Annotated in this window: 20 protein-coding genes and 1 riboswitch; of the genes, 2 read left to right on the top strand and 18 right to left on the bottom strand. The window is 33.6% G+C overall.

Features of this window, described 5'->3' with window-relative positions; translation table 11 throughout:
* Positions 1–15: 15 nt before the first annotated feature.
* The 9 genes from BC952_RS09335 to BC952_RS09295 are packed head-to-tail and all read right to left on the bottom strand — an operon-like array spanning position 16 to position 11,893.
* Positions 16–1,134 carry a VIT1/CCC1 transporter family protein gene (locus BC952_RS09335; protein WP_121365351.1) on the bottom strand — a complete coding sequence of 373 codons (1,119 nt, stop codon included), beginning with the start codon at positions 1,132–1,134 and terminating at the stop codon, positions 16–18.
* Between the two features lie 16 nt (positions 1,135–1,150).
* The gene (locus tag BC952_RS09330) at positions 1,151–2,266 is read right to left on the bottom strand and encodes an efflux RND transporter periplasmic adaptor subunit (RefSeq protein ID WP_121365349.1); all 1,116 of its coding nucleotides are present in this window, start codon (positions 2,264–2,266) and stop codon (positions 1,151–1,153) included.
* A 10-nt stretch (positions 2,267–2,276) separates the two neighbouring features.
* Complete coding sequence (locus BC952_RS09325) at positions 2,277–6,611, bottom strand: CusA/CzcA family heavy metal efflux RND transporter (RefSeq protein WP_121365347.1); 4,335 nt, start codon at positions 6,609–6,611, stop codon at positions 2,277–2,279.
* Positions 6,612–6,667: 56 nt separating this feature from the next.
* On the bottom strand, positions 6,668–8,062 hold the full coding sequence (locus BC952_RS09320; RefSeq protein WP_121365346.1) for a HAMP domain-containing sensor histidine kinase: 1,395 nt from the start codon (positions 8,060–8,062) through the stop codon (positions 6,668–6,670).
* 6 nt (positions 8,063–8,068) lie between these two features.
* Complete coding sequence (locus BC952_RS09315) at positions 8,069–8,731, bottom strand: response regulator transcription factor (RefSeq protein WP_121365344.1); 663 nt, start codon at positions 8,729–8,731, stop codon at positions 8,069–8,071.
* 25 nt (positions 8,732–8,756) lie between these two features.
* The gene (locus BC952_RS09310) at positions 8,757–10,205 is read right to left on the bottom strand and encodes a DUF3570 domain-containing protein (protein ID WP_121365342.1); all 1,449 of its coding nucleotides are present in this window, start codon (positions 10,203–10,205) and stop codon (positions 8,757–8,759) included.
* Between the two features lie 43 nt (positions 10,206–10,248).
* The gene (locus BC952_RS09305) at positions 10,249–10,461 is read right to left on the bottom strand and encodes a DUF4266 domain-containing protein (RefSeq protein WP_206531523.1); all 213 of its coding nucleotides are present in this window, start codon (positions 10,459–10,461) and stop codon (positions 10,249–10,251) included.
* A 14-nt stretch (positions 10,462–10,475) separates the two neighbouring features.
* Entirely contained in the window at positions 10,476–11,459 is a 984-nt protein-coding gene (locus tag BC952_RS09300) for an FAD:protein FMN transferase (RefSeq protein WP_121365341.1), read from the bottom strand.
* Positions 11,459–11,893, bottom strand: a complete 435-nt coding sequence (locus tag BC952_RS09295) for a thioredoxin family protein (RefSeq protein WP_121365339.1) — start codon at positions 11,891–11,893, stop codon at positions 11,459–11,461. The genes BC952_RS09300 and BC952_RS09295 overlap by 1 nt, the downstream gene beginning before the upstream one ends.
* Positions 11,894–12,054: 161 nt before the next feature.
* Between BC952_RS09295 and BC952_RS09290 the strand changes: the two genes are divergently transcribed.
* A complete protein-coding gene (locus tag BC952_RS09290; RefSeq protein ID WP_121365337.1) occupies positions 12,055–14,154 on the top strand; it encodes an LTA synthase family protein in 2,100 nt (699 codons plus the stop codon).
* A 55-nt stretch (positions 14,155–14,209) separates the two neighbouring features.
* On the opposite strand, the gene BC952_RS09285 is transcribed toward BC952_RS09290, so the two are convergent.
* Positions 14,210–15,208: a zinc dependent phospholipase C family protein gene (locus BC952_RS09285; protein WP_121365336.1), complete on the bottom strand. Its 999-nt coding sequence runs from the start codon at positions 15,206–15,208 to the stop codon at positions 14,210–14,212.
* Positions 15,209–15,306: 98 nt separating this feature from the next.
* Between BC952_RS09285 and BC952_RS09280 the strand changes: the two genes are divergently transcribed.
* On the top strand, positions 15,307–16,056 hold the full coding sequence (locus BC952_RS09280) for a YoaK family protein (RefSeq protein ID WP_121365334.1): 750 nt from the start codon (positions 15,307–15,309) through the stop codon (positions 16,054–16,056).
* Here the strand turns inward: BC952_RS09280 and BC952_RS09275 are convergent.
* The 8 genes from BC952_RS09275 to BC952_RS09240 form a co-directional block, all read right to left on the bottom strand.
* Positions 16,040–16,996 carry a YeiH family protein gene (locus BC952_RS09275; protein ID WP_482788924.1) on the bottom strand — a complete coding sequence of 319 codons (957 nt, stop codon included), beginning with the start codon at positions 16,994–16,996 and terminating at the stop codon, positions 16,040–16,042. The genes BC952_RS09280 and BC952_RS09275 overlap by 17 nt on opposite strands.
* A gap of 96 nt (positions 16,997–17,092) precedes the next feature.
* Positions 17,093–17,989 carry a LysR family transcriptional regulator gene (locus tag BC952_RS09270; protein ID WP_121365331.1) on the bottom strand — a complete coding sequence of 299 codons (897 nt, stop codon included), beginning with the start codon at positions 17,987–17,989 and terminating at the stop codon, positions 17,093–17,095.
* Positions 17,990–18,003: 14 nt separating this feature from the next.
* Positions 18,004–20,031, bottom strand: a complete 2,028-nt coding sequence (locus BC952_RS09265) for a hypothetical protein (protein WP_121365329.1) — start codon at positions 20,029–20,031, stop codon at positions 18,004–18,006.
* A gap of 117 nt (positions 20,032–20,148) precedes the next feature.
* Positions 20,149–20,895, bottom strand: a complete 747-nt coding sequence (gene fabG, locus BC952_RS09260; protein ID WP_113633871.1) for a 3-oxoacyl-[acyl-carrier-protein] reductase — start codon at positions 20,893–20,895, stop codon at positions 20,149–20,151.
* Positions 20,896–21,077: 182 nt separating this feature from the next.
* Positions 21,078–22,400 (bottom strand): Na+/H+ antiporter NhaC family protein, encoded by a 1,323-nt coding sequence (locus BC952_RS09255; protein WP_121365328.1) that lies wholly within the window; start codon positions 22,398–22,400, stop codon positions 21,078–21,080.
* 54 nt (positions 22,401–22,454) lie between these two features.
* Positions 22,455–22,551: riboswitch (SAM-I-IV-variant riboswitch) on the bottom strand.
* A 124-nt stretch (positions 22,552–22,675) separates the two neighbouring features.
* A complete protein-coding gene (locus BC952_RS09250) occupies positions 22,676–23,098 on the bottom strand; it encodes a hypothetical protein (protein ID WP_121365326.1) in 423 nt (140 codons plus the stop codon).
* Positions 23,099–23,315: 217 nt separating this feature from the next.
* On the bottom strand, positions 23,316–24,188 hold the full coding sequence (gene sucD / locus BC952_RS09245; protein WP_035672307.1) for a succinate--CoA ligase subunit alpha: 873 nt from the start codon (positions 24,186–24,188) through the stop codon (positions 23,316–23,318).
* 94 nt (positions 24,189–24,282) lie between these two features.
* Positions 24,283–24,645 carry a nuclear transport factor 2 family protein gene (locus BC952_RS09240; protein ID WP_121365324.1) on the bottom strand — a complete coding sequence of 121 codons (363 nt, stop codon included), beginning with the start codon at positions 24,643–24,645 and terminating at the stop codon, positions 24,283–24,285.

Raw genomic sequence — 24,645 nt, 5'->3', positions numbered from 1 at the left:
ACTATGTTAATTTTTTTATCCTGCTAATGAAACTCCAATCAAGGAACCTATTCCATAAGTTACAGCTGCAGCCAGCAATCCAAAAGAAACTTGTCTAAATCCAGAAAATAAAATGCTTCTTCCTGTCAATAAAGTAATTGCGGCACCTATTCCAAAAAGGCCAACAACACTGCTTCCTACACTTAATAAAATGGCATTTTTTCCATCTAAAAACATAAAGGGATATAATGGAATAATAGCTCCAATGGCAAAAAGCACAAACGAAGCTGTTGCTGCTTCCCAAGCTGACCCTCCTAATTCTTCTTTGTCGATTCCCAATTCCTCTGTAATAATGGCATCAATTGCTGTTTGAGGATTTTCAAAAGCTTTGTCAGCCAGTTTTTGTGCTTCGACAGCATTCATTCCTTTGGCCTGATACAATAAAACTAATTCTTTTTTCTCTTCTTCGGGAGAAGCTTCCAATTCTTCTGTTTCCAAATCAATTTGGCGCTGGTTTAATTCTCTGGAACTTTGTACCGAAAGCCATTCGCCCAAAGCCATTGAAATTGCTCCTGCCAAAAGTCCTGCAATACCGGTTAACAATATCGTATCATTAGAAACGGCTGCTCCGGCAACTCCCATGACCAAACTCATATTAGAAACCAATCCATCATTAGAACCTAAAACGGCGGCACGCAAGGCATTTCCACCTACTGATTTATGCCTGCTTTCAAATTTAGACAATAAGCCTCCGGAAACATTCAAAGCAGCATTATTGTTTACCGCTTCAATAATGTTAAGATGATTGTGCTCAAAGCCTGTTGGTTTCTCTCCGCTTTTAAGTTTATTTTTAATTGAATTTACTGCAAACTGCTTTTCAATACTGGAAAGATTGCTAATAATAGAACTGTAACCAAAGATTTTACCCAACTTCAATTGGAATTTTGCTCTTCCTGAAGGCAAAGGCATTTTATAATTTGGTTCCAAAGTCAACACTTTATCAAACATGTGTTTCGCGTGTCCTTTTTCAATTTCACCCAAACTCAACAATACTCTTGAAAGATTATCATCCGATTGAATAGCAGCAATGCTATCATACAAAAAGGCAGTATCAACCTCTGTTTGCAACTGATCTTTAAGTTTTTTCAAGTCCATTTTATTTACTTTTTAATTAATTAGCCAAATCGAAAACACCTTTTGTCAAAATTCTTGAAGAAGCATTAATTACAGTATTTGGAAGTATTTCGACAAAATTTTCAGACTTCTCGCCTATTGTAACGCTTACTTTCTTGAATGAATACCCGTTTTTTTCATTGTCCAATAAAAGTACGAAATTTTTGTTGTTTTCAGTAACCAATGCTTCAGAAGGAATTGCTAAACCTTTTTTAGAATCAATGATTATTTCAGCTTCAACAAACATTCCTGTCAATAGCTTTTGCTTTATCGCATCGTCTAAATGCCCATGAATATTAATTGTTCTCTCATTCCCTTCTATTGATTTTCCAACCAAATGTACTTCGGCATTAAAAACATCTTTTGAAGCTTCAGGAACTTTAAAATGTATTTTTTGACCAATTTTTACATTCAAAATATCTTTTTCAAAAACGGCCAACTCTAAATGCAAGTGATCCGTATCTACAATTTCAAGAATCACATCCGAAGGTGCTACATACATTCCCACATTGGCATTCATGATTACGATATCACCCGTTATTGGAGAAAAAATAGTGATTGTTGAAGTCAAAATTCCTTTCTCTACATTTCTAGGATTAATGTTCAAAAGCACTAATTTGGCACGTAAACTTTGATGCATTGCTTTGGCTCTTCTGTAGTCGCTTTCGGCTTTTAAGTAGTTTTTTTGCGAAGTTATTTTTTCATCATACAACTTTTTTTGTCGGTCATATTCTGATTTCAAGAAATTTAGTTGCTCAGCCACTTCCATATAATCTTTTTGAATATCAAGAAATTCGGTATTTTGTAGCGTTAACAAAGCCTGTCCTTTTGTGACTTTATTTCCAACCAATAGCGTTGTGGATTTCACATAACCACCCATAAAAGTATTTACCTTCGCTCTGTTTTGTGGTGGTACGTCAATTTTTCCAGATGCTTTTACCGTAACATCAAAATCCTGTTCTGTTGGAGTGGCAATCTCCATTCCTGAAGATTTGAATTGAGCAGAAGTTACAGTTATCAAACCATTGTCTTTTTGTTCCACCTCTTCTGTTTTTGATTCTTTACAAGAAAATAAAACAAGAGATAAAGCTATTATATAGAGAGATTTTTTCATTAGTTGTATTTTAAAAATTTAGGTATTGTAAATCTAATTGGGTTTGGTTGAATTGCAAAATAGTATCTAAATAGTCCACTTGAATTGTTGTGGCATTTTCTAAACTTTGGATGTATTGGAAAAAATCAATTTCACCGTGTTTATAACTGTTGTTCCCTACTTTTATAATCTCATCCGATAATTTTTTTCCGTACAGATTGTAATAGTTTATCGCTTCCTGATGTTTGGCTAATTCGTTCTTTTTTTGATTGATGTACTTCTCTATTTTTACTTCCTCATTTTGCTTTTGTTGTTCCCAACTTTGTAATTCAAGTTGTGCAACTTTACTTTTAGCAACTTGTCCCGAGAATAAAATCGGTACTGCTAAACCAACTTGAAAACCATACAACGACTGTGATAAACCGTTATTTCTTCCTTGAAAATAATCCAAGTTAATATCCGGTAGCCAATGTTGTTTTTGTAACTCTATCTGGCTTTTATAATTTTTAGTAACACTTTCTAAATAAGTAGTATAAAATGATTTACTTGTTGCATCAGTAAAAGTATTTAAAGGTGTAATTGAATTGCTTTTTATTGCGATAATTTCATCGTTTTGAAGCAAGGATTGCAACAGTTCGTATTGTGCTTTTTTGTCATTCTCAATTTGCGAAAGCTTGGTTCTTATTTGTCTAAATTTAGCTTGAGCAGTAATTTTTTCCAGATAATTAGTTTCTCCTAATTCAAAACGTCTGTCGCTTGCTTTGGAGAAATTTTGGTACAAACTATCCAAATATTGATATAGTTTTTCTTGATGTTGCAAATAAACGATATGCTGATACGATTTAGAAACAGCTAAAGAAAGTTTGTTTTTTTGAATATCAAAATTGGCTTTTTCCCTTTCATATTCAGAAGAAAATACTTTTTTCTGCGCTCCGTAAACCGTTGGAAAAGAAAAACGTTGCTGTACACCAAATACTCGTAAAGGCTCGTTATTCAGTGCCAAATTATTTTGATCGTAACTGTAATAAATATTAGTTTTATCAAAAGTATTTGCCGTTTTGATATTGGCTTTTGTTTTATCCACTTGCAATTGAGCCGCTTTAATTCCTTTATTATTTTGAATTGCTTTCGACAATAAACTATCCAATTCCGGATTAGTATTTTGGGAAAAAGCCCACGAAGAACTCAACAATAACAAAATGATATAAGTAGCACTTTGATGCTTCTTAAACTTCGCTTTTTTGAAGGTTTGACTATCAAAAACCTTATATAAAATAGGCAGCACAATCATCGTCAAAATAGTTGCCGTAAACAATCCGCCAATGACTACCGTTGCTAATGGTCGTTGCACTTCGGCTCCAGCCGAAGATGAAATTGCCATAGGTAAAAATCCTAATGCGGCAGCCGAAGCGGTTAATAAAACCGGACGTAATCTATCGGTAGTTCCTTTTAAAATTAATGCATCGATGTCTTTCATGCCTTGGTGTTTGAGTTCTTTAAAATGTTCGATTAGGACAATTCCGTTTAATACTGCAATTCCGAAAAGCGCTATGAAACCAACACCTGCCGAAATACTGAACGGCAAATCACGCATCCACAAAAATAGAACTCCACCAACTGCTGATAAAGGAATCGCTGAATAAACCATTAACGCTTCTTTTACGGAGCCAAAAGCAAAATACAAAAGGATAAAAATCAAAAATAATGCGATAGGAACTGCAATCATCAATCGGGCTTTGGCGCTTTGTAAATTTTCAAATTGTCCGCCATATTTCACGTAATAACCGGCTGGTAATTTAATTTGATTGTCCACAATTTTCTGAATATCGGTCACTACACTTTGCAAATCACGATTTCGAACGTTGATTCCCACTACAATTCTTCTATTAGTATTGTCTCGAGAAATTTTTGCGGGCCCTTCGGTATATTCGATAGAAGCCAATTCACTCAACGGAATTTGTTCTCCGTTTGGCGTTGGAACATATAAATTACGCAAATCTTCAATATCATGGCGGTTTGCTTGATCCAAACGGATTACCATATCAAAACGCTTTTCTCCTTCAAAAACATTTCCAACGGTTTTTCCGGCAAAGCCCAGCGCAATCATTTCGTTCAAATCGGCAATATTTAAACCGTAACGAGCAATTTTCGAACGATCATAAACGACTGACATTTGTGGCAAACCTTCTGTTTTTTCGATAATAATATCCGATGCGCCTTCTACTTTTGCAATAGCATTTTTGATTTCATGCGCTTTCTGTGCCAAAATATTTAAGTCTTCACCAAAAACTTTAACTGCCACATCTGATCGGGTTCCAGAAATTAATTCGTTAAAGCGCATTTCTATCGGTTGCGTAAATTCGATTTCCATATTCGGAATTTGTTTTTCCAATGCTGCTTTTATTTTATCTGCCAATTCATCTTTGGAGGAAGCCGAAGTCCATTCTGATTTGGGTTTCAATTTTACAATAATATCACTTTCTTCCATAGACATTGGATCTGTAGGCACTTCGGCAGCTCCAATTCTGCTGACAACTTGTGTGACTTCCGGGAAGTTATTGAGGATTATTTTTTCTATTTTGGTCGTTATCGCTATTGTTTTTGTTAAAGATGTTCCCGTTTTTAAAACCGGCTGAATCACAAAATCACCTTCGTCAAGCGTAGGAATAAATTCTCCTCCCATGGTTGCAAATAATCCCATGGCCAGCAATAATAATCCTAATGCGCCATACATTACTTTTTTAGTATTGCTTACCGCCCAAGTAATAATAGGCAAATACCAGGAATTCAGTTTATGGATTAATTTACTGGACATTGAATTTGGATTTTCTTCTTTTGGTTTTAAAAATAAAGAAGAAACGACCGGAACATAGGTGAAACAAAAGATCATTGCACCTAATAATGCAAAACTAAACGTCATCGCCATCGGTTTGAACATTTTACCTTCAATTCCAGATAAGGAGAGAATTGGAATAAAAACAATCAGAATAATCAATTGGCCAAAAATAGCTGAATTCATCATTTTGGAAGCACTTTTATAGGTAATTTGATCAATTTCTAACTGACGTTCTTCCTTATTGAGATTCACTAAATGAGTTGATTTACTGGCTATTTGAAATGCAATAAACTCAACAATAATTACAGCACCATCGATGATAATTCCAAAATCAATAGCACCAAGACTCATTAAATTGGCATCAATACCAAAAATATTCATAAACGAAATAGCGAACAATAAACACAACGGAATCACAGACGCCACGACCAATCCGGAACGCCAGTTTCCTAATAACAAAATGACAACAAAAATTACAATTAAGCATCCTAAAATCAAGTTTTCGGCAACGGTAAAAGTTGTTTTCCCTACTAATTCGCTTCGTTCCAAAAATCCATTAATATAAACCCCATCAGGTAATGTTTTTTGGATTTCGGCAACTCTATTCTTAACATCATCAATTACCTGTTTAGAATTTCCGCCTTTAAGCATCATCACTTGTCCCAAGACTTTTTCGCCTTCGCCATTACCTGTAATTGCACCAAAACGGTTGGCATGACCAAAACGAACTTGTGCTAGATTCTTGATATAAACGGGCAATCCATTAGCATTTGCAACAACAATATTCCCAATATCTTCCAGCGAATTTACTTTTCCTTCGCCTCTGATAAAATAACTTTGGTTCACTTTTTCGATGTAAGCGCCACCGGCAATACTATTGTTTTTTTCCAGTGCTGTAAAAACATCAGCTGTTGTGATATTCATCGCTTTCAACCGTGAAGGATTGATGGCAATTTCGTATTGTTTTAAAAAACCGCCCCAAGTATTAATTTCTACAACACCTTTTATTCCCGATAATTGACGTTTTACCACCCAATCCTGTATGGTTCGTAAATCAGTAACGGAATAATTGTTTTTAAATTCTGGTTTAACTTCTAAAGTATATTGATAGATTTCTCCAAGGCCTGTAGTGATTGGACCCATTTCCGGCGTCCCAAAACCTTGTGGAATTTTCTCCGAGGCAGTTTTTATTTTCTCCGCAATAAGTTGTCTTGGAAGATAGGTTCCTAAATTTTCATCAAAAACAATCGTGACAACAGATAAACCAAATTTTGAAATAGAACGGATTTCTTTGACACCAGGCAAATTAGCCATTTCAATTTCAACAGGATAGGTGATAAACTGTTCGATATCTTGCGTAGAAAGGTTACGAGAAGTGGTAATTACCTGAACTTGGTTGTTCGTAACGTCTGGAACTGCTCCAATGGATATTTGGAAAACAGAAAACAAACCAAATCCGAAAACTCCCAAAGTAAAGAGTAAGACAATCAGTTTATTTTTTAAGCTAAAAGCAATAATTTTTTCGAGCATTTTTATCTTATTTATACTTCAAAAGTAAAGTTTAAAGATAAGGATTTCCTTAAGAACTACTTAAGGTCTGCTTCAAATAAACTTAAAATTACAGTGGTTCCAATATTTTCCTTGCTGCTAATTGCAATTTCAATATTGAGTAAAGAACATAATCTTTTTACGATAGACAATCCTAAACCTGTTCCTTTTATTTCTGGATGATTAGTGGATTTTGAGCGGTAAAACTGATTGAATATTTTTTCTAAGTCCTCAACGGGTATTCCAATTCCAGAATCAGTGATCTGACATTCAATTTTAGAATCCATAGTTTTTATTTTAACTTCCAGATTCCCGTTTTGATTCGAATATTTTAATGCATTCGATATCAAATTATTAATCACTATCGAAAACAAATAATTATCGGTTTCCAAATAATAATCCTGCGAAAATTCAGTCGAAACAGTGATTTTTTTGGATTGAATTACAGTAGAATATCGAGCAATTGTATCTAAAAATAAAGCATTTAGATATACTTTCTCCGTTTTTAAGGTTTGCTTTTGGTTTTCAAATCGAGCCAATAAGAGCAACTGATCTACCAAATGATTCAACCGATTAACCTCTGTGACACAAAAATTAATTTTTTCTTCATATTCTGCGTGATCTCTAGGTTTGCGAATCAAGACTTCCAAAGTTCCTTTGATTACCGTTAATGGCGTTCTTAATTCGTGTGAAGCATCTGAAGTGAATTGCTTTTCTCTTTCAACAGCAGTTTCTATCCGGTCTAATAAATTGTTGATGGTTTGTGATAATACAAACAATTCATCTCGATTTTGCGGTAACGGAATTCGGGAAGTAAGATTATCTTTGGTAATAATATTAGAAGTTGTGATAATGGAACTAATCGGTTTTATGCTTCTTCCAGCGAAAAATCGCGCAATAAAAAATAACAATATCAGAATTACAGGATAGGCAATTATCAATACTTCCGATAAATTGTTGAGTACCATCGTAGCATCTTCCAGTGACATGGCAATTATGATGTAGCCAATAATTTTTGTTTTTTGATAAATAGGAACTTGAATTTGACGGATAGCGTTATCGGCTAATTTGGTATCAAAAAGTTTATTTTCCGCATTTTCTTTGTCAAAAGTTAAAGTAGATTTTTTAAGATTAGGTGATTTTTCAATCACATTTTTATTTTGATCTACAAACTGGATAAATACCGGATTTACGTCCAGTGTATTGTGCTCCCGTTCCTTCCATTCTTCCTCATGAATCAAATGAAAACTATCACCAACAATTACAATTTCAGTAAGATGTTTGTCAACTTCACTCGTAATATCGTTATTGACATGGCTGTAAACACTGAATTTAACAATAGAATAAATGATAAAAAAAACCACAAAAATCAATAATGCTGTGGTAACAATATAGTTAGAAGCAATTCTATTTTTAAAGGAAAGTTGTTGCATTTTTATTTAATCGTTAGCAATATACCCTACACCACGAACTGTTTTTATGTAGTCTTGTTCAATTTTTAAATTTAATTTTTTGCGAATCGCATTCATAAAAACATCAATAACGCCGGTGTCATATTCAAAATGAATGTCCCAAACATCCTCAATAATCTGAGTTCTAGTACACACTTTTCCTTTGTTTTTTACCAAATACGTCAATAGTTCAAATTCACGCTGCGTCAATGCCACTTCAATTTCATTTACTAAAACGCGGTGTTGTGGAATATCAATTTTGATGGAACCAAGGGTCAGAATTTCATCTTCATTTTGGTTTCTGAAATGAATTTTGATGCGTTCTACCAATTCATCAAAACTAAAAGGTTTCTTGATGTAGTCATTGGCACCAGCTTTCAATCCTTCAATTGTTTCTTGAACGGTATCTTTTGCTGTCAGAAAAATGATTGGAGTCGAAGTATTTTTTAATCGAATGGATTTACAAAGTTCTAATCCAGTCATTTTTGGCAACATCCAATCCAATAAAATTAGATCAAAATTTTCCTTTTGTGACAACTCAAACCCTTTCAAACCATCCGAAGCGCTAGTAATTGTATAGCCTTCTTCCTCTAATCCTTGTTGCAGAAATTGAACAATTCCAGCTTCGTCTTCTACAATTAATATGTGCATTTTTATCTTTTTGTAAATTTAGGTTTTATTGCATCACAAATTTGAAAGCAATGGAAGCAATATTAGCATTCAGATTATCGCTACGTTTGTAATGGTTGAATCTAAAATCAATGTTTTTCAGACCAAATTTCCAGATTTTACCCGCAGTAAAAATATCGGTGTAATTTACGCCAAAACCATATTGATTTGCATCAAATGTTGCTAAATCAGCATCCGAAGTATAAAATTTTTCTGTTGACAAATGGGTTTCATATGGTGCATAATATTTAGAAGCCGTTTGTGTATAATAACGATACATTGGAAAAACAGTAAATTTTTCCGATAATTTCACAGGAAGTTCAATACTCGCCGTATGCGATTGAATGTTCCAGTTATCAGAATAAAAACGATAATAGGTTCGCACTATAAATCGCTCATTGATGTAATAATTTAAACGTGCTCCAACGGGAAGTTTAAAACGAGAATCCGGTAATCTTTCGATATCGTCTGCTAATTTGTAGACTCCAGCATTACTTGTACTTTCGTAATTGCTTATATATTGCGATTGTCCAATATAAAAATTCGCTTTATCAGCAAAATAAATACGGTGATAAGGAGACGACAATAATCCCTGCTGCTGCAATACATCAAAGAAAACAGAAACTTGTAATTTCTTGGTTAAAACCTGAGAAAGCCCTAAAGAAGCTGAGAACGAATTTCGGTTAACCGCATTTACTGTTTGAAACGCAGACGGCAAATAATTGGTTGTCGAAACTCCGTTTTGATCCAAAACCGATACTCCGCTAAAATAGCCTTGATTTAAAAAATTAGAACCATATTTTGAATATTCGTGCAGTTCAGTAGGATAAATAGGTCTCCATTGGTCCAAATATGCATTTACTTTCAAGCTCAATTCCGTATTTTTTTCATTAAAAAGACTCGCGATTCCTCCGCCAAAACCAACAGAAGTATAATCATATTCATTTGAAAAAGAAACATCTGTATTCCAAATAAAATTCCTGGAATCACTGCTGTGACTGTAATTTGCAACTACAGAAACCAGCTGATCACTTTTTGAAGCACCCGAAGAAGCTTGCCAAGGAGTTCCGTAAGGTCCAGTAGCCACCGCTTTATTTCCTGCTATTCTATCATCGTCACCGTCTTCGCCACCACCAGAAGCTCCAGTGGAATTAAATGGATTTATATTACTGGAAGATGCTGATGAATAGGCTGAAATTCCTAAATCAATAGTCAAAACATCATCATCATTCAAAGGCATTGCAACGACAATATTGGAGGCAACATCGGTAAGTTTCTCCGAACCAATTCCACCTGAAACGGCCGATCTTGATCCGTCTTGATTGTAATAACTGGCTAGAAAGTCAACTTCAGTACTTTCTAGCACTCTTTTTTTGAAAACTGGCTCTTTACCGTTTTCTTGCGAAAAAGCAGTTGCAGTAATTAGGATAAAAAGAGATAAAATTTTTATTTTCATTTTCTAATGGATTGAAATTTACAATCTGAATTGATACTTTAAATTAATTGCAACCGCAACCGCCACCTGATTTTCCCCCATTGGCACCTGCAGCAGCTTCACGATATACTTGAAAAGATGTTTCATACCGTTCTGCCGTTCTTGCGGAAAGCTTCATATCAGGATCATTTATTTTCTCTTTTTCATATTCTTTTACGGAGCTGCACGATTGCAAAATCAAAAGTGTAAAAAACACAAAGGCTATTTTTTCTTTCATAATTGTATTTTTTATTAATTATATTTTTTGATATCAATTCCTTTCGAAGAATGAATTTTGCCTTTATCGTCAACAATAATACATTCAAGCCCTTTAATTTGATTGACAAGATCCAACCCCACTTCAACTCCAAGCACAAAGATTCCAGTTGCCATTGCGTCAGCAATTTCTGTTTGTTTTGCAAAAACAGACACACTCACAATGCCGCTCGCCGGATAACCTGTTCTGGGATCAATAATGTGCGAATATCGGATTCCATTAAAATTTACATACTTTTCATAACTGCCGGAAGTTTCCACTGCACTGTCAACTATTGGAAAAGTGGCAAAAATTTTATTCTTATTCAAAGGATTTACAATTCCAACAGTCCAAGGTTTCCCATCTGGTTGTTTTCCCCAAGCATTAATGTCGCCCGAAACATTTATAATTCCTGAAATACAGCCTTTAGAAAATAATAAATGTTTCACTTTATCAGCAATATATCCTTGTCCAATTCCACCCAAACCTAATTTCATTCCTTCTAATTTCAAAAAAATGGTGTGTTCTTTTGGATTTAGAATAATATTCTTGTATCCAATTTTTGCTACTGATTTCTTTATAGCTTCTTCAGTTGGCATTGCTTTCATCGAACCATCAAACTTCCATATTTTGTCCATCGAAGCATACGAAATATCAAATGCTCCATTAGTAATTTGGGAGATTTTTATCGCTCTTTCGACCAATTCAAAAACTTCGGTATCGACTTTTACGGGTTTTAATCCTGCATTGCGATTGATTTCTGAAATTTGCGTCGTTGGAATCCAATCGGAAATTAAATTTTCAATTCTTTTTACTTCGGCTACAGCCAAATCAATATATTCGTTGGCTTTTATAGTGTCTTTTGCAACAGCAGTAACTTCAAAAGGACTTCCTAACATAAACAACTTTCTCTTGTGCGTAATTTGAGAAGTTGCTACTACCGTTGTAAATAAAAAAACTATGAAGAGTATTTTTTTCATTATTTTTCAAAGGAACGAATTATTTGAATGTATTCTTGCGGAGTTACGTTTTTGTAACCAGTGATTCCTAATATACTTCCCGATTTATCTAGAAGCACCACTAAAGGAAAATTTCCTGATTTGTTGTATTGCTCAGCTAATTTTTTATTGCTGGCAGTTAGTTCTGCTGATAACAAATTTGATTTCTTTTTAGGAAAATCAGCTTTATAGATTACCCATTTTTGCTCAGCCTCCTTTTTAAAATCTTCCGATTTCCAGATTGTATTTTCTAGTTTAATACAAGGTGCGCACCAATCTGATCCTGAAAACACAAGAAGAATATTTTTGTTTTCTTTATTGGCTTGCGCTTTTGCATCATCAAAATTCGTTTTCCAATTTTGAGAATAGCCTAAAGTTCCTATGAAAAGAAACAGAATTATAATATATTTTTTCATTGCATTACCGTTTTATATTTTAAGTAAAATTATTCATTTTGTACCAAATTAAATCTTTATTTCCCTGATTTTAAGCTAATATTAATTTTGATAAAATATTAAGCAATTCTTAAAAAATAGCGACAAAAAATATGCATACTTTTGTTTTTAAATTTATCATTATGAAATTGTTACAAAAAGTCTCTCCATTCTATTACTTATTACTGTTTTACATTAGCATAAGTTTTATTGTAAGAGTTATACTTTTCTTTCATCCCATAACACAAGCATCATTTATTTGGGTTGATACGCTGTCTTTATTTGTATTAGGGTTAATTTCCGATATATTTATATTTGTTTTAGTTAGTGGATTTTTATGGCTGTATCTTATTTTTATATCCAATGCAAAATATTATAAGCCCTACGGATATCTAATTTTTGGATTGTTGATTGCCTTATTGCTTTACGTTGCATTTGGAAACACTATTCTCAACGAATATGGAAGTGCTTTACCTAAAATTGTAATCGCTTTCCTGTCCATAAAAACGATTTTATTCGGGTTATTACTTTTTTTACCAAAATATAGAAACCAAATCAGGTTTTGGTTATTTTCATTCGTCATTTTCCTTTACGTCGTTTTAATTCTGCAAAACGCAATCAGCGAGTATTTCTTTTGGAACGAATTCGGGGTGAGATATAATTTCATCGCAGTAAATTATTTGGTTTACACCAATGAAGTAATTGGAAATATAATGGAATCCTATCCTGTTATTCCGTTGTTTTCAGCGCTGTTTATTATTGCAGGACTTGTTACTTATTTCATTGTAAAAAAATCAAAAAACTATATTGAAAGTATTCCTATTTTTGTGGAAAAAGTCAAAATTTCAGGAGTTTATCTGCTACTTTTTGGATTATCATTATTGGCAATCCCTGCTTTATCCGCCAAAGAAAATTCCCAAAATATATTTGCCAATGAATTGCAAGCAAACGGACTGTATAAGTTTTACATGGCATTTATGAAAAGTGAATTGGATTATTTTAAATTCTATAAAACAGTTCCTAATAACGAAGCGTTTGCGCAATTAAAACAACAAATTCCTTCCATATCAGGGGAAACGACTTTAAGACAAATAAAAAATGAAGCTGTCGAAAATCATAAAAATGTCGTTCTGATAACTATCGAAAGTTACAGCGCTGAATTTATGAAAATGTATGGAAACGAGGGAAATATCACTCCGTTTCTTGATAGTTTAGCAAACAAAAGTTTAGTTTTCACCAACCTTTATGCCGTGGGAAACAGAACGGTTCGCGGTCTTGAAGCCGTAACTTTGTGTTTTCCTCCTACAGCAGGCGAAAGTGTGGTAAAACGAGAAGATAATAAAAATAAATTTTCTACCGGAAGTATCTTTAAGCAAAAAGGCTATGCTGTAAAATTCATGTATGGTGGCGATTCCTTTTTTGATAATATGGGAGATTTCTTTTCAGGAAATGGTTATGAAATTGTAGACAAAAAAACATTTGAACCCAACGAAATCACTTTTGCTAATATTTGGGGCGTTTGCGATGAGGATATGTACAACAAAGCCATCAAGGAGATGAACAAAGAAGCAGCGGCAAATAAGCCGTTCTTCAATCACATTATGACCGTGAGCAATCACAGACCATTTACGTATCCCAATGGGAAAATTGATATTGCAGGTGATGCAAAATCTCGTGATGGCGGTGTAAAGTACACGGATTATGCGATGAAAAAATTCTTTGAAATAGCCAAAAAACAGCATTGGTTTACCAATACCGTTTTTGTAATTCTAGCCGATCATTGTGCTTCGAGTGCAGGAAAAACAGAACTTCCAGCAGATAAATACAGGATTCCAGCAATGATTTATAGTCCTGGTTTTGTTGAACCGAGGAAATATAACAATCTAATGTCGCAAATCGATGTAATGCCAACCGTTTTTGGGCTATTGAATTTTGATTACCAAAGTAAATTCTTTGGTCAGGATGTTTTAAAACCAGATTACAAACCTAGGGCCTTGATAGCTACTTATCAAGATTTAGGATTGATTAAAGACAATGTTCTGACGATTATTTCGCCAAAACAAACCGTAAAACAGTTTCAATTGACTTTGAAACCCAATCAAAAAGTAGCTTCTGATTTTCAAATATTTTACGATGAAACACCACTCACAAAAAAAAGAACGGATTTAGTGAACGAAACGATTTCCTATTATCAAACAGCCTCGGATATGTTGAAGAAAAAGAAATACCAAAAAATTAATTAGCAAAAAAAACGGGTAAAATTGAAGTTTCACCCGTTTTTTATTTGGAAATATAGCGTTACTCTTTTTCGTTTGATAAACCAAAAAGATCTCCTTTAGCATACGTCTTCATATCTTTTTTTAGAAGTTTGCTGTTTCTCTTAGTTAACGCTGGAGTATCAAGACCACTTAAATCGGGTTTACCCGCATTAACCCATGCAGTATACCAAAAACTTGCCGTAACTGTAATGGCTTTTCTCATTTGTTGTTGAACCATTCCGTTCATATCAGCATGCAATTGTTTGGCATACTCATCAGAATACATGGTTCCTCCGTATTTATTTTTTACAATTTCCCCACTAGCATCAGTCACAAATATTTTATTTTCAGGTGTCGCAGTTCTTAATTTTTTATCTATCGCTAATAGAGGCTCTACTAAACTATGAGTATCAAAAATCATGTCCCATGTTGCTTTTTCTACATTTTCAAGATAAACGCCTTGAGGTACGTTGAACTTATAATCCTTTGCAAACAATTCCGGCAAACGGCTTTCCCATAAAGAGTGAATTCCTTTTTGGTTGGTATTTTGCCCGTCGTGATTATCAGATGTGTGCAATGGCATGTGACCATCAGCAATATAATGTCCTAAATCACCTGCAATAAAAAGTATTTCATTTTTCCTTTTTTCCTTAAATGCTTTGGTAAGTTTCACCATTAAATCTTGAATATGCCAAGGTAAAATTCCGTTTTTGGTCAAGAATTTTTCGTCGTATTTTAGCTTCGCTTCGTCCATAGTCTTAGGAAATGTAGCCACATCTCCAAAGTTTTCCATATCAAAATAATGACGTGGTGGTTCCATTTTATCATTCAAAACATTTCTTCTTAAATCCGGAACGGTAGATTCCTGTGTAATGAAATCAATATGATTGTAAAAAAAGGTTTGCAATGGTTTTGGCAATGCCATTACTGCCGCTCTATTGATTCGTTCGTGACCGATAACGCCCCATGACAAAAGAAAAAGTGCAACTCCAAGAGTAGATAAAGTGATTAGTGTAGGTCTAATTTTAAAATTTTTCATTAAATTTATTTTTTTGAAGTACAAATGTATTTCTTTAAATCGTTATTAGAAAAAATTGGGTTTAAGATTCTGTTAATTAAATAAGAAAACTTACAAATATGTTTCGACATCAAGGAAAAAACAGAACTTTTATACACAATCTTCGTTTAGCCACTTTATTATCTTTTGTTGCCGGAATTGTAAATGTTACGGGAGTTTTATCGATACAAACATTAACAACAAATGTTACGGGACATTTCGCCTATTTTGCCGAAGAAATCATGAAGCGGGATTACGCAGCCGCAATCACCTTTTTTGTATTCACTATTTTCTTTTTGTTGGGCGCTTTTACCTCTAATTTTTTAGCCGAATTGATTTCGAAAAAACATCCCAATTTATCTCATGTCATTCCTATTTCATTAGAAATGATTATTTTGATTAGTGTTGGGATTTTCGGAGCACAATCATCATTGTCCAGCACAGAAGGAAAATGGATTGCTTTTTCGATGCTTTTTGCCATGGGAATACAAAACTCTTTGGTAACAAAAATTTCTCAATCTACTGTCCGAACAACCCATTTAACTGGACTTTTTACTGATTTAGGAATAGAGCTGTCGCAATTGTTCTTTTATAAAAAACCCGAAGAAAACAAGAAATTAAAAACCAGTATTTACCTCCGATTATCGATTATTATTTTCTTTTTTTTAGGCTGTATTTTGGGTGGTTTTCTTTATAATTTACTGGAAATGAAAACACTTTTTGTTGCTGCAACCTTTTTGTTGTTTGCGCTTTTGTATGATTATCTCCGATTGCAATTTCATGTGATTAAACGAAAAACCTTTCATCATAAAACTATTTTAGATAAATAATCGAGACTAAAGTTGCAATTGCAATAAATGTCCAGAGCAAGATTCCCTGCGCAAGTGGTTTTAATCCCACTGATTTCAAGACATTCCTATTTAGTCCGGCACCAATCAGAAACATAGTTATTGTTAAACCTATCTTGGCAACTGAAACAAAATGTGGTCCTATAATATCCATTTCTGGCAAATAGATATTGGCAATCATTGCCAGAATAAACAATCCGATAAAGTAAGGAATTTTTATTTTTCCAGATTTATTTTTAAAAATAATTGCCGTAATCAATGCTACAGGAATAATCCATAACGCACGGGCTAATTTTACTGTTGTGGCTATTTGCAAGGCTTCGGGGCCAAATTTACTCGCTGCTCCTACCACAGAACTCGTGTCATGAATAGCAATGGCGCACCATAATCCAAACTCTTTTTGTGTTAAATCCAACCAATGACCCACGGCCGGAAATAAAAACAGCGCTACCGAATTCAGAATAAATATCACTCCCAAAGCAACTGACGTTTGTTTTTCATTCGATTTAATTACGGGAGCAATAGCAGCGATGGCACTTCCTCCACAAATTGCAGTTCCACAAGAAATTAAATGCGATGTTTTAGTATCCGTTTTAAACCATTTTCCTAAAAAAGTTCCTAAAACTAAAGTACTCACAATAGAAATAATTGTAAACAAAAAGCCTTCTTTTCCTGAAGAAACAGCACTGTGAACATTCATTCCAAATCCTAAACCAACTACTGAAAACTGCAATAGATAATTGGTGGCTTTGTGATTTAATTCTAAAAAAGGATGCCCAAAAAGATTGGCTACAATCAATCCTAATACTAAAGCAATCGGCGGAGAAACAAAAATTGTGGTACAAAACAATAGCAAGACAACAAAAATAAGTTGCTGCAAAGGGGCATTTACTTTAAAAAAAATAAAAGATTCTTTTTGAATGACTTTTTGATGCGTTTCCAATGTAAAGTTGTTGAATTATTACAATACAAAGGTCAGTAGATAAATTTATTTATGCCAATCGCAAATTATAATCCGCTATAACTTTAAATTATAATGATTGGAAATGTTTTGGATAAACAAGTCCGATAGCGAATCCGTTTTTCCTTGTAACGTAATGACGTAAAAGAAACGTTCAATTACTAAGTCTTTAATATCTAAAATAGCTAATTCATTGTTTTGAAGTTCTTTTTTTATCGCATGAATCGATATAAAAGCCACGCAATCAGAGTTTATCAAATAGGATTTTATACTTTCGGTACTTCCTAATTGCATTTCAATTTGTAGTTCTGATAGTTTAATTTCAAATGGTTTTAACGCATGTTCAATAACTTCAAGTGTTCCAGAACCTTGTTCCCTCATTAAGAAATGCATCTTTTTAAGATCTTCCTGAGTCACTTCATCAAGACTTACTAACGGATTGGAACTCTTACAAACTAAAACCAATTCGTCTTTTAAAAACTCGGTATATTTAATGGATTTATTTTTTGATTGCCCTTCAACAATTCCTATTTCAATTTCCTGATTTAGTAAAGCATTTTCTATTTGTTCGGTGTTTCCATTAAGTAAACTCACTTTTACATCCTGTAATTTTTGATAGAAACGAGCTAAAAGTGGCGGAATTATATACTGAGAAATCGTTGTACTGGCGCCTAATCGCAACAATCCGGAACGTTGATTAATAAGCGTGCTCATATCAAAATCAATCTCGCGATATACTTCAAAAATGTTTTTGGTGTGTTTTAATAATACTTCACCAGCAATTGTCAATGCGATTTTAGAACCATTCCTGTCAAACAGTTTTATTTTATATTGCTCTTCTAATTCCTGAATATGTTTTGAAATCGCGGGTTGCGTAATGAACAATTCCGTTGCGGCTTTGGTAAAACTCAAACGATTGGCAACAGTATAAAATACTTTCAGTCTAAAATCCATGTTGTTTAATTGTATTACAGTAATCCGTTATATTTTCGAACAAACCATTCGGTTGCCAACAAAATTGAAATTAAAACCAATAACCAAATCCAATCAATTAAAGGAGTTTTAGTAACAATATTCTTCTCTATCGCTTTGTATTCGTCATTTTCTAAAAGCGTTTTAATCAACACATCAACTTGGTCTGGGAAAAAAGCTTTTCCTCGTGTTTGCGTGGCTAATTGTGTCAATTTCTCCACATCGGGATTGACGAATTGCTTTTCGATATCAAAATCAAGAATTTCAAAACTACTGGAATAGGTCGTTTTTGAGTTTAATTCTTTTACAGTAAAAGTATAAGAACCCGCTTTCAATCCGTCAAGATTGACTTTATAGGAATTATTTCCTTTTAGTAAATCGTAATTTTTAGTTTGCTTCGTTTTAGTATTGGTCACCGCAATTGTCAAACGGGCTTTTTCATCAAACTCGTAATTTTTATTGAAAAATTGAGTGGTTATTGCAATGGCTTCACCTGAATTATAGAAGCTTTCATGTTCAACCACCAGTGATTTTTTAGAATTATTAGAAGCCAAAAATTGAATAATCTTATCGATGAAAACATCATATTTTTCAAAGGATTGATTGTTGTCATGGGTTTGCAAACGCCATTTCCAACTGTTTTCTCCTAAAAGATAAGCGGCTCTTTTGCCCTGATTTTCGGCAAAAGCCAACAAAGGTGAATTGGTATCTATAGTTCTGATTTTGGACGAAAGTAAAACAGACACCGCTCCTTTTGTGGTTACGGTTCCAAAAGCATTTTGCAAAGGCGGTAAATTTTCAAACCCGATATTATCAGCTGCAAATAAATTAAACTGCCCATTAAAAACCGACAAATAATCTTCTTTTTGTCCGCTCATTTTAAAGTTCAAATTATCCTGTTGCTGATTCAGAAAATTAAAATCGGTGTTGTTTCCTGTTATGATAAACGTATTGATTCCGGCAGCTCTATTACTCTCAAAAATAGTTTTAAACTCGGTTGTTGGTTGATATAAAATCAAAACATTATAATCTTGCAATGTTTTGATTTCATTTGGTTTAACAATCGTTACTTTACGCTGTACATTCGATTCAATAGCTCTTTTCATCGCGCCTAAATCAGGATGATTTATAGCTGAAATAATAGCAATATTTGTTTTTTGGTCAATGACTTCAACCGCAAAATTCTTAGCGTTATTATACGTGTTTTTTTCTTTTTCTTTTGATGATATTGTAGCTTTAAAAACCTGTAATCCTATTTTATCAGCTGGTAAAAGTATGTTTATAGTTGCTGTTTTTTTGGAAGGTGAAAAGGCAATTGATTGTTTACTTAATACCGAATTACCTTGTGAAATAACAAAATCAGCTGTGATATTTTTAGTTCCTGAATACTGCAAAAAAGCTTCTACAGGAAATTTATTTTTGTGAAAAGCATATTTATTAACGTTCAGTTGATTGATTTTGAAATCTAAAAAAGTTGTCGTATCACCTACAATCACAGGATATACTTTATTTACAGCATCAAAACTGTAGACATAATCATTACCCGAAGTTTGATTTCCATCTGTAATCAAAACCGTTGGATATATTGCATTTTTATAAATGCTTTTAAGATTTTTGGCAACAACATCAACATTCGTTTGGCTTCCTTTGAAATCAAATGTTTCCGTAGGTTCAAAGTCATCAGAAAACTGATACGATTGCACATCAAATTTCTCTTGTAAATCAGAGTTTGATTGTATTCTTTTATACAATTCTGATGCTTTTTCATTGGCATTCAAAAAAGAAATAGAACTCGAATTATCAACAACAATCGGCAAAGGCGTTTTTACCGTTTCAAGCGTATTTTTGGTTATTATTGGATTAATCAACAACAATAAAATTCCAAAAATAGATGAAAAACGCAAAAAAGCCAAAAACCAACCGACTCTCGATTTGTTTTTGGCTTTGTAGATATATTGAAAAAACGACAAACCAGCAGCTATTAGTAAAGAAAGCAGTAATAATAGTAGCGTGTTTGTTGTCATTTATTCTTTATTAAAAGATTGAAGGATTTAATGATTAAAAAATTAATTATGTAGTTCAAAAATCTTTAAATCTTTAAATCTTTAAATCTTTGAATTTTACAATCTTTCAATTAAATTTTAAGTAAGCATTCCTCCACAAACATTCATAACCTGTCCCGTTACATAAGCGCTCATATCCGAAGCAAAGAAAAGACACGCATTAGCAACGTCTTCAGTGGTTCCACCACGTTTCAATGGAATTCCGTCTCTCCATCCTTTTACAACATCTTCGTTTAATTTAGCCGTCATTTCCGTTTCTATAAAACCCGGAGCAATTACATTACAACGAATGTTACGAGATCCTAATTCTAATGCTACTGATTTAGAAAAACCAATAACACCCGCTTTAGAAGCAGCATAATTAGTTTGTCCAGCATTTCCTTTTACTCCCACAACAGAGCTCATATTGATAATTGAACCAGAACGTTGCTTCAAGAACGTACGTTGAATGGCTTTAGTCATATTAAAAACCGATTTCAAGTTAACATCAATTACTTGATCAAAATCGCCTTCAGACATACGCATCAAAAGATTGTCTTTGGTAATTCCGGCATTGTTTATTAGAATATCAACCGTTCCAAATTCAGCTATAACCGCGTCTACAAGAGTTTGCGCTTCATTAAAATCCGCAGCATTCGATTGATAACCTTTGGCTTTAATTCCAAGAGCATTCAATTCATTTTCAAGAGCCAAAGCAGATTCTACTGATGAACTATATGTAAAGGCAACATTTGCACCATGTTTTGCAAAAACTTCAGCAATTCCTTTTCCAATTCCTCGACTCGCACCAGTAATTATGGCAACTTTTCCTTCTAGTAATTTCATATTCAAAAATTAGTTTAAATTTTATTTGGAGCTATTCCTGCTATTCGCTTCAATCTTTTATGACCGCTATCGCTTACATAAAAGGATTTTCACTACTATCAGGGCTATCTTACACTCGTCAAATATATAATAATTCCCTTTTTAAAAAAAATTCAAAAGCAATAACAGTCAAAATTCAACTCTTAAATTTTAAAGAATCGCTTTGTCCATTTGTCCCAAAACGAACTGTAAATAGCCACTAATGTAAAAACTAGTAAAAATAAATGATACCATGCATTACTAATTAAGTCAAAGAAATCTAATTTCCCGTTAGCGTAGCTCAATATAAGCAATACTTGAGCGCCATAAGGTAAAATTCCTTGAATTATACACGAAAAGATATCCAGAATTGCAGCTGTTTTTTTAGGATTTAAATTGTATTCATCGTTAATTTCTTTAGCAATTGGTCCTGTAATTACAATAGAAACCGTATTATTGGCAATAGCTAAATTAGCAAAACCTACAATAGCGCCAATTCCTGCTTGAGCTGATTTTTTACTTTTAATTCTTTTTTTAATCTGAACTAATAAATAGGTTATTCCGCCCGCTTTATCTACCATGGCTGCTAAACCACCTGTAAGCATTGACAATAAGAAAATATCAGTCATACTGGTAAAACCCTCGTATATCTTTTGAGTGAATTCCATAAACGTAAATGAACCACTAAAATATCCAATAATACCTGCTAATAAAGTACCAATAAGCAATGTTGAAAATACATTAACACCCACAACCGCTAATACGATTACTAAAATATAAGGTACAATTGCTATCCAGGAAAAATCACTTTTTGCAATGGCAACAGTCACAATATCCGAGTTCAAACCAAGATAAAAGAAAACCAGAATAGTAAAAACTGCAGCAGGAAAGGCAATGAACAAGTTGATTTTAAACTTATCTTTTAGATCACATCCTAATGATTGCGTTGCTGCGATGGTAGTATCAGAAATCATGGAAAGATTGTCTCCTAACATAGAACCACCTAATAAAGCGCCAGATATAAGCGGTAATGAAGCGCCACTTTTATCAGCTAATGCGACAGCGATTGGACCAATCGCTACAATTGCACCTACTGAAGTTCCTGTAGCAGTTGACAAAAAAGAAGCAATCAAGAAAATCCCTAACGGGAAGTAAGCAACGTCGATAGTATTTATTCCAAGATTCACTACAGCGTCAACTCCGCCCATTGCTTTACTTACCACTGCGAACGCTCCCGCTAGCAAGTAAATTAAACACATGGTCATGATTTTACTTTCGCCACAACCTGCGATTAACGTTTCAACTTTATCCTCAGTTGAGGATTTGAATAATAAAAAAGCGGCGATTATACCAACTAAAACAGCTACTGGAGATGGGAAAGCATAAAAATCATTCAAAATAATTCCCGCTCCCAAAAAAGTAAAAATAAAAACAAATAAAGGAATCAAGGCAAAGGCATTTCCTTTTTCTTTAGAAAATAAAGTCATAAAAATAATTTTAAATTAAAAATTATGACGAAAAACAAAGCTAAATATGGGAATGTAAACAACATTTTTTCCAAAGGATTTGGCTTATCGTTTTAGCACCTTGCTTGTTGTTGCAGGTTGCTATCCTATTGCAGGATTCGTGATAACGGGTGCAAAAGTAAATAATTATTTATGAAATGTTTTGAATTTCACTCAAAAAAATAATAAAACAAAAAAAAGCGCTAAATGGATACATAGCGCTTAATTATAAAATACTGAAAAACAGTTGTTAACTTTTAGAAAGCTACATTCCATTTTGGTAATCTTCCATTTTCATCAAGAAAGTTTTGCAAAACTTGTCCTTCTACGAACGTTGGAATCACTTTAGTTTCATCATTGAATGTTTCATACCAAACCACTTCAAGCGTGCTGATATCTTCAATTTTCATTTGTGCTGGCCAAGAATATTTTCTTCCTGTTTTTGCAAATTGGTGTCCTTCAACGATTTTATCTTTCAAACCACCATTTTTAATTTTCAAAGTTCCATTATTTTGAACAGTTCCAGTGGAACCAACCATAATTAACTCTTTTTCATCCCCAACTGAATACACTAAAAATACTCCAGAACCTTCTGATGCGTTGCAAACTTCTGCTAAACTATCTTCTGTAGTAAATGAAAACTGATTGGTAACTTTGAAATTTTTTAATTCTTTGTACATATTATTTTATTTTTATTTGAACTGGTTTTGACAAAAAAATACCCCACAAAATCGTGAGGTCCATTAGAAACCATTCGTTTATGTTTGTTCTTATTACAATTGAATCTGCAAAAACAGAAATATTTAATAAAGTGCAAAGATATTTCTTTAATTCAATTAATAATAAAAAAGCCCCACAAATTGTGAGGCTTCTAGAAATATTTAATTAGAGCTTTGATTAACCTAAAACTTCTTTTACTTTTTTACCAATTTCAGCTGGAGAATCTACTACGTGAATTCCACATTCTCTCATGATTTGTTTTTTAGCTTCAGCAGTATCATCAGAACCTCCAACGATTGCACCAGCATGTCCCATTGTACGTCCTGGAGGAGCCGTAACTCCTGCGATGAAACCTACAACTGGTTTACGGTTACCATCAGCTTTAATCCAATGAGCAGCATCCGCTTCTAATTGTCCACCAATTTCACCTATCATTACAATACATTCTGTTTCTGGGTCATTCATCAATAATTCAACCGCTTCTTTTGTAGTAGTTCCAATGATTGGGTCTCCACCAATACCAATTGCAGTAGTGATTCCTAATCCTTGTTTTACAACTTGGTCAGCTGCTTCGTACGTTAATGTTCCAGATTTAGAAACAATACCAACAGTTCCTTTTTTGAAAACAAAACCTGGCATAATACCAACTTTAGCTTCACCCGGAGTAATAATTCCAGGACAGTTTGGACCGATTAATCTTGCGTTTCTTTCTTTAACATAACTATTTGCTTTTATCATGTCAGCAACAGGAATTCCTTCGGTAATTGCAATAATTACTTTTATTCCAGCATCTGCAGCTTCCATAATTGCATCTGCAGCAAAAGCCGGCGGTACAAAAATGATAGTTGTATCAGCACCTGCTTGTTCTACAGCATCTTTTACAGTATTGAAAACTGGTCTGTCTAAATGAGTTGTTCCCCCTTTTCCTGGAGTTACACCACCAACAACGTTAGTACCGTACTCAATCATTTGAGAAGCATGGAAAGTTCCTTCGCTTCCTGTAAAACCTTGAACAATTATTTTGGAATCTTTATTAACTAAAACACTCATGATATATTTTTTATGTAGTTTTTAAAATGGTTATGCAAAAGTATAAAATAGTAAGCACTAATCAATCTTCAGCATTCAGTTTTTTGACACTAAATTATGATAATTGACTCATTTGATACCCTCGAAATAATTTATTGTCTTTTATTTGCCAAATAACAATAAAATGTGCCAATAACATCTCTTCTCTTGGATTCTCAATCGTTTTCACAAAATGAGAATACCGAACTGAAATTAAATCATTTTCAGAAATAATATGACTAATACGAACTTTAGAACGCACATACGCCTTGCTCAAATCATTGGATAAACTTACCAAAGAATCATAATTCAATTGAACTAATCCTTTGCTACTGTTCCATTCTACAATAACTTCAGGATGCAAAAAATCTTTTAGGACCTCGCTATCGATGAGAGCATCTGATTTGTAAAATTGCTGAACGATTTCTTTAGCAGACAT

The sequence above is a fragment of the Flavobacterium limicola genome (assembly GCF_003634755.1).
GTDB lineage: Bacteria > Bacteroidota > Bacteroidia > Flavobacteriales > Flavobacteriaceae > Flavobacterium > Flavobacterium limicola.
Note: the sequence above shows the minus strand (reverse complement) of the source record. Positions and strands in the feature narration are given on the sequence as shown.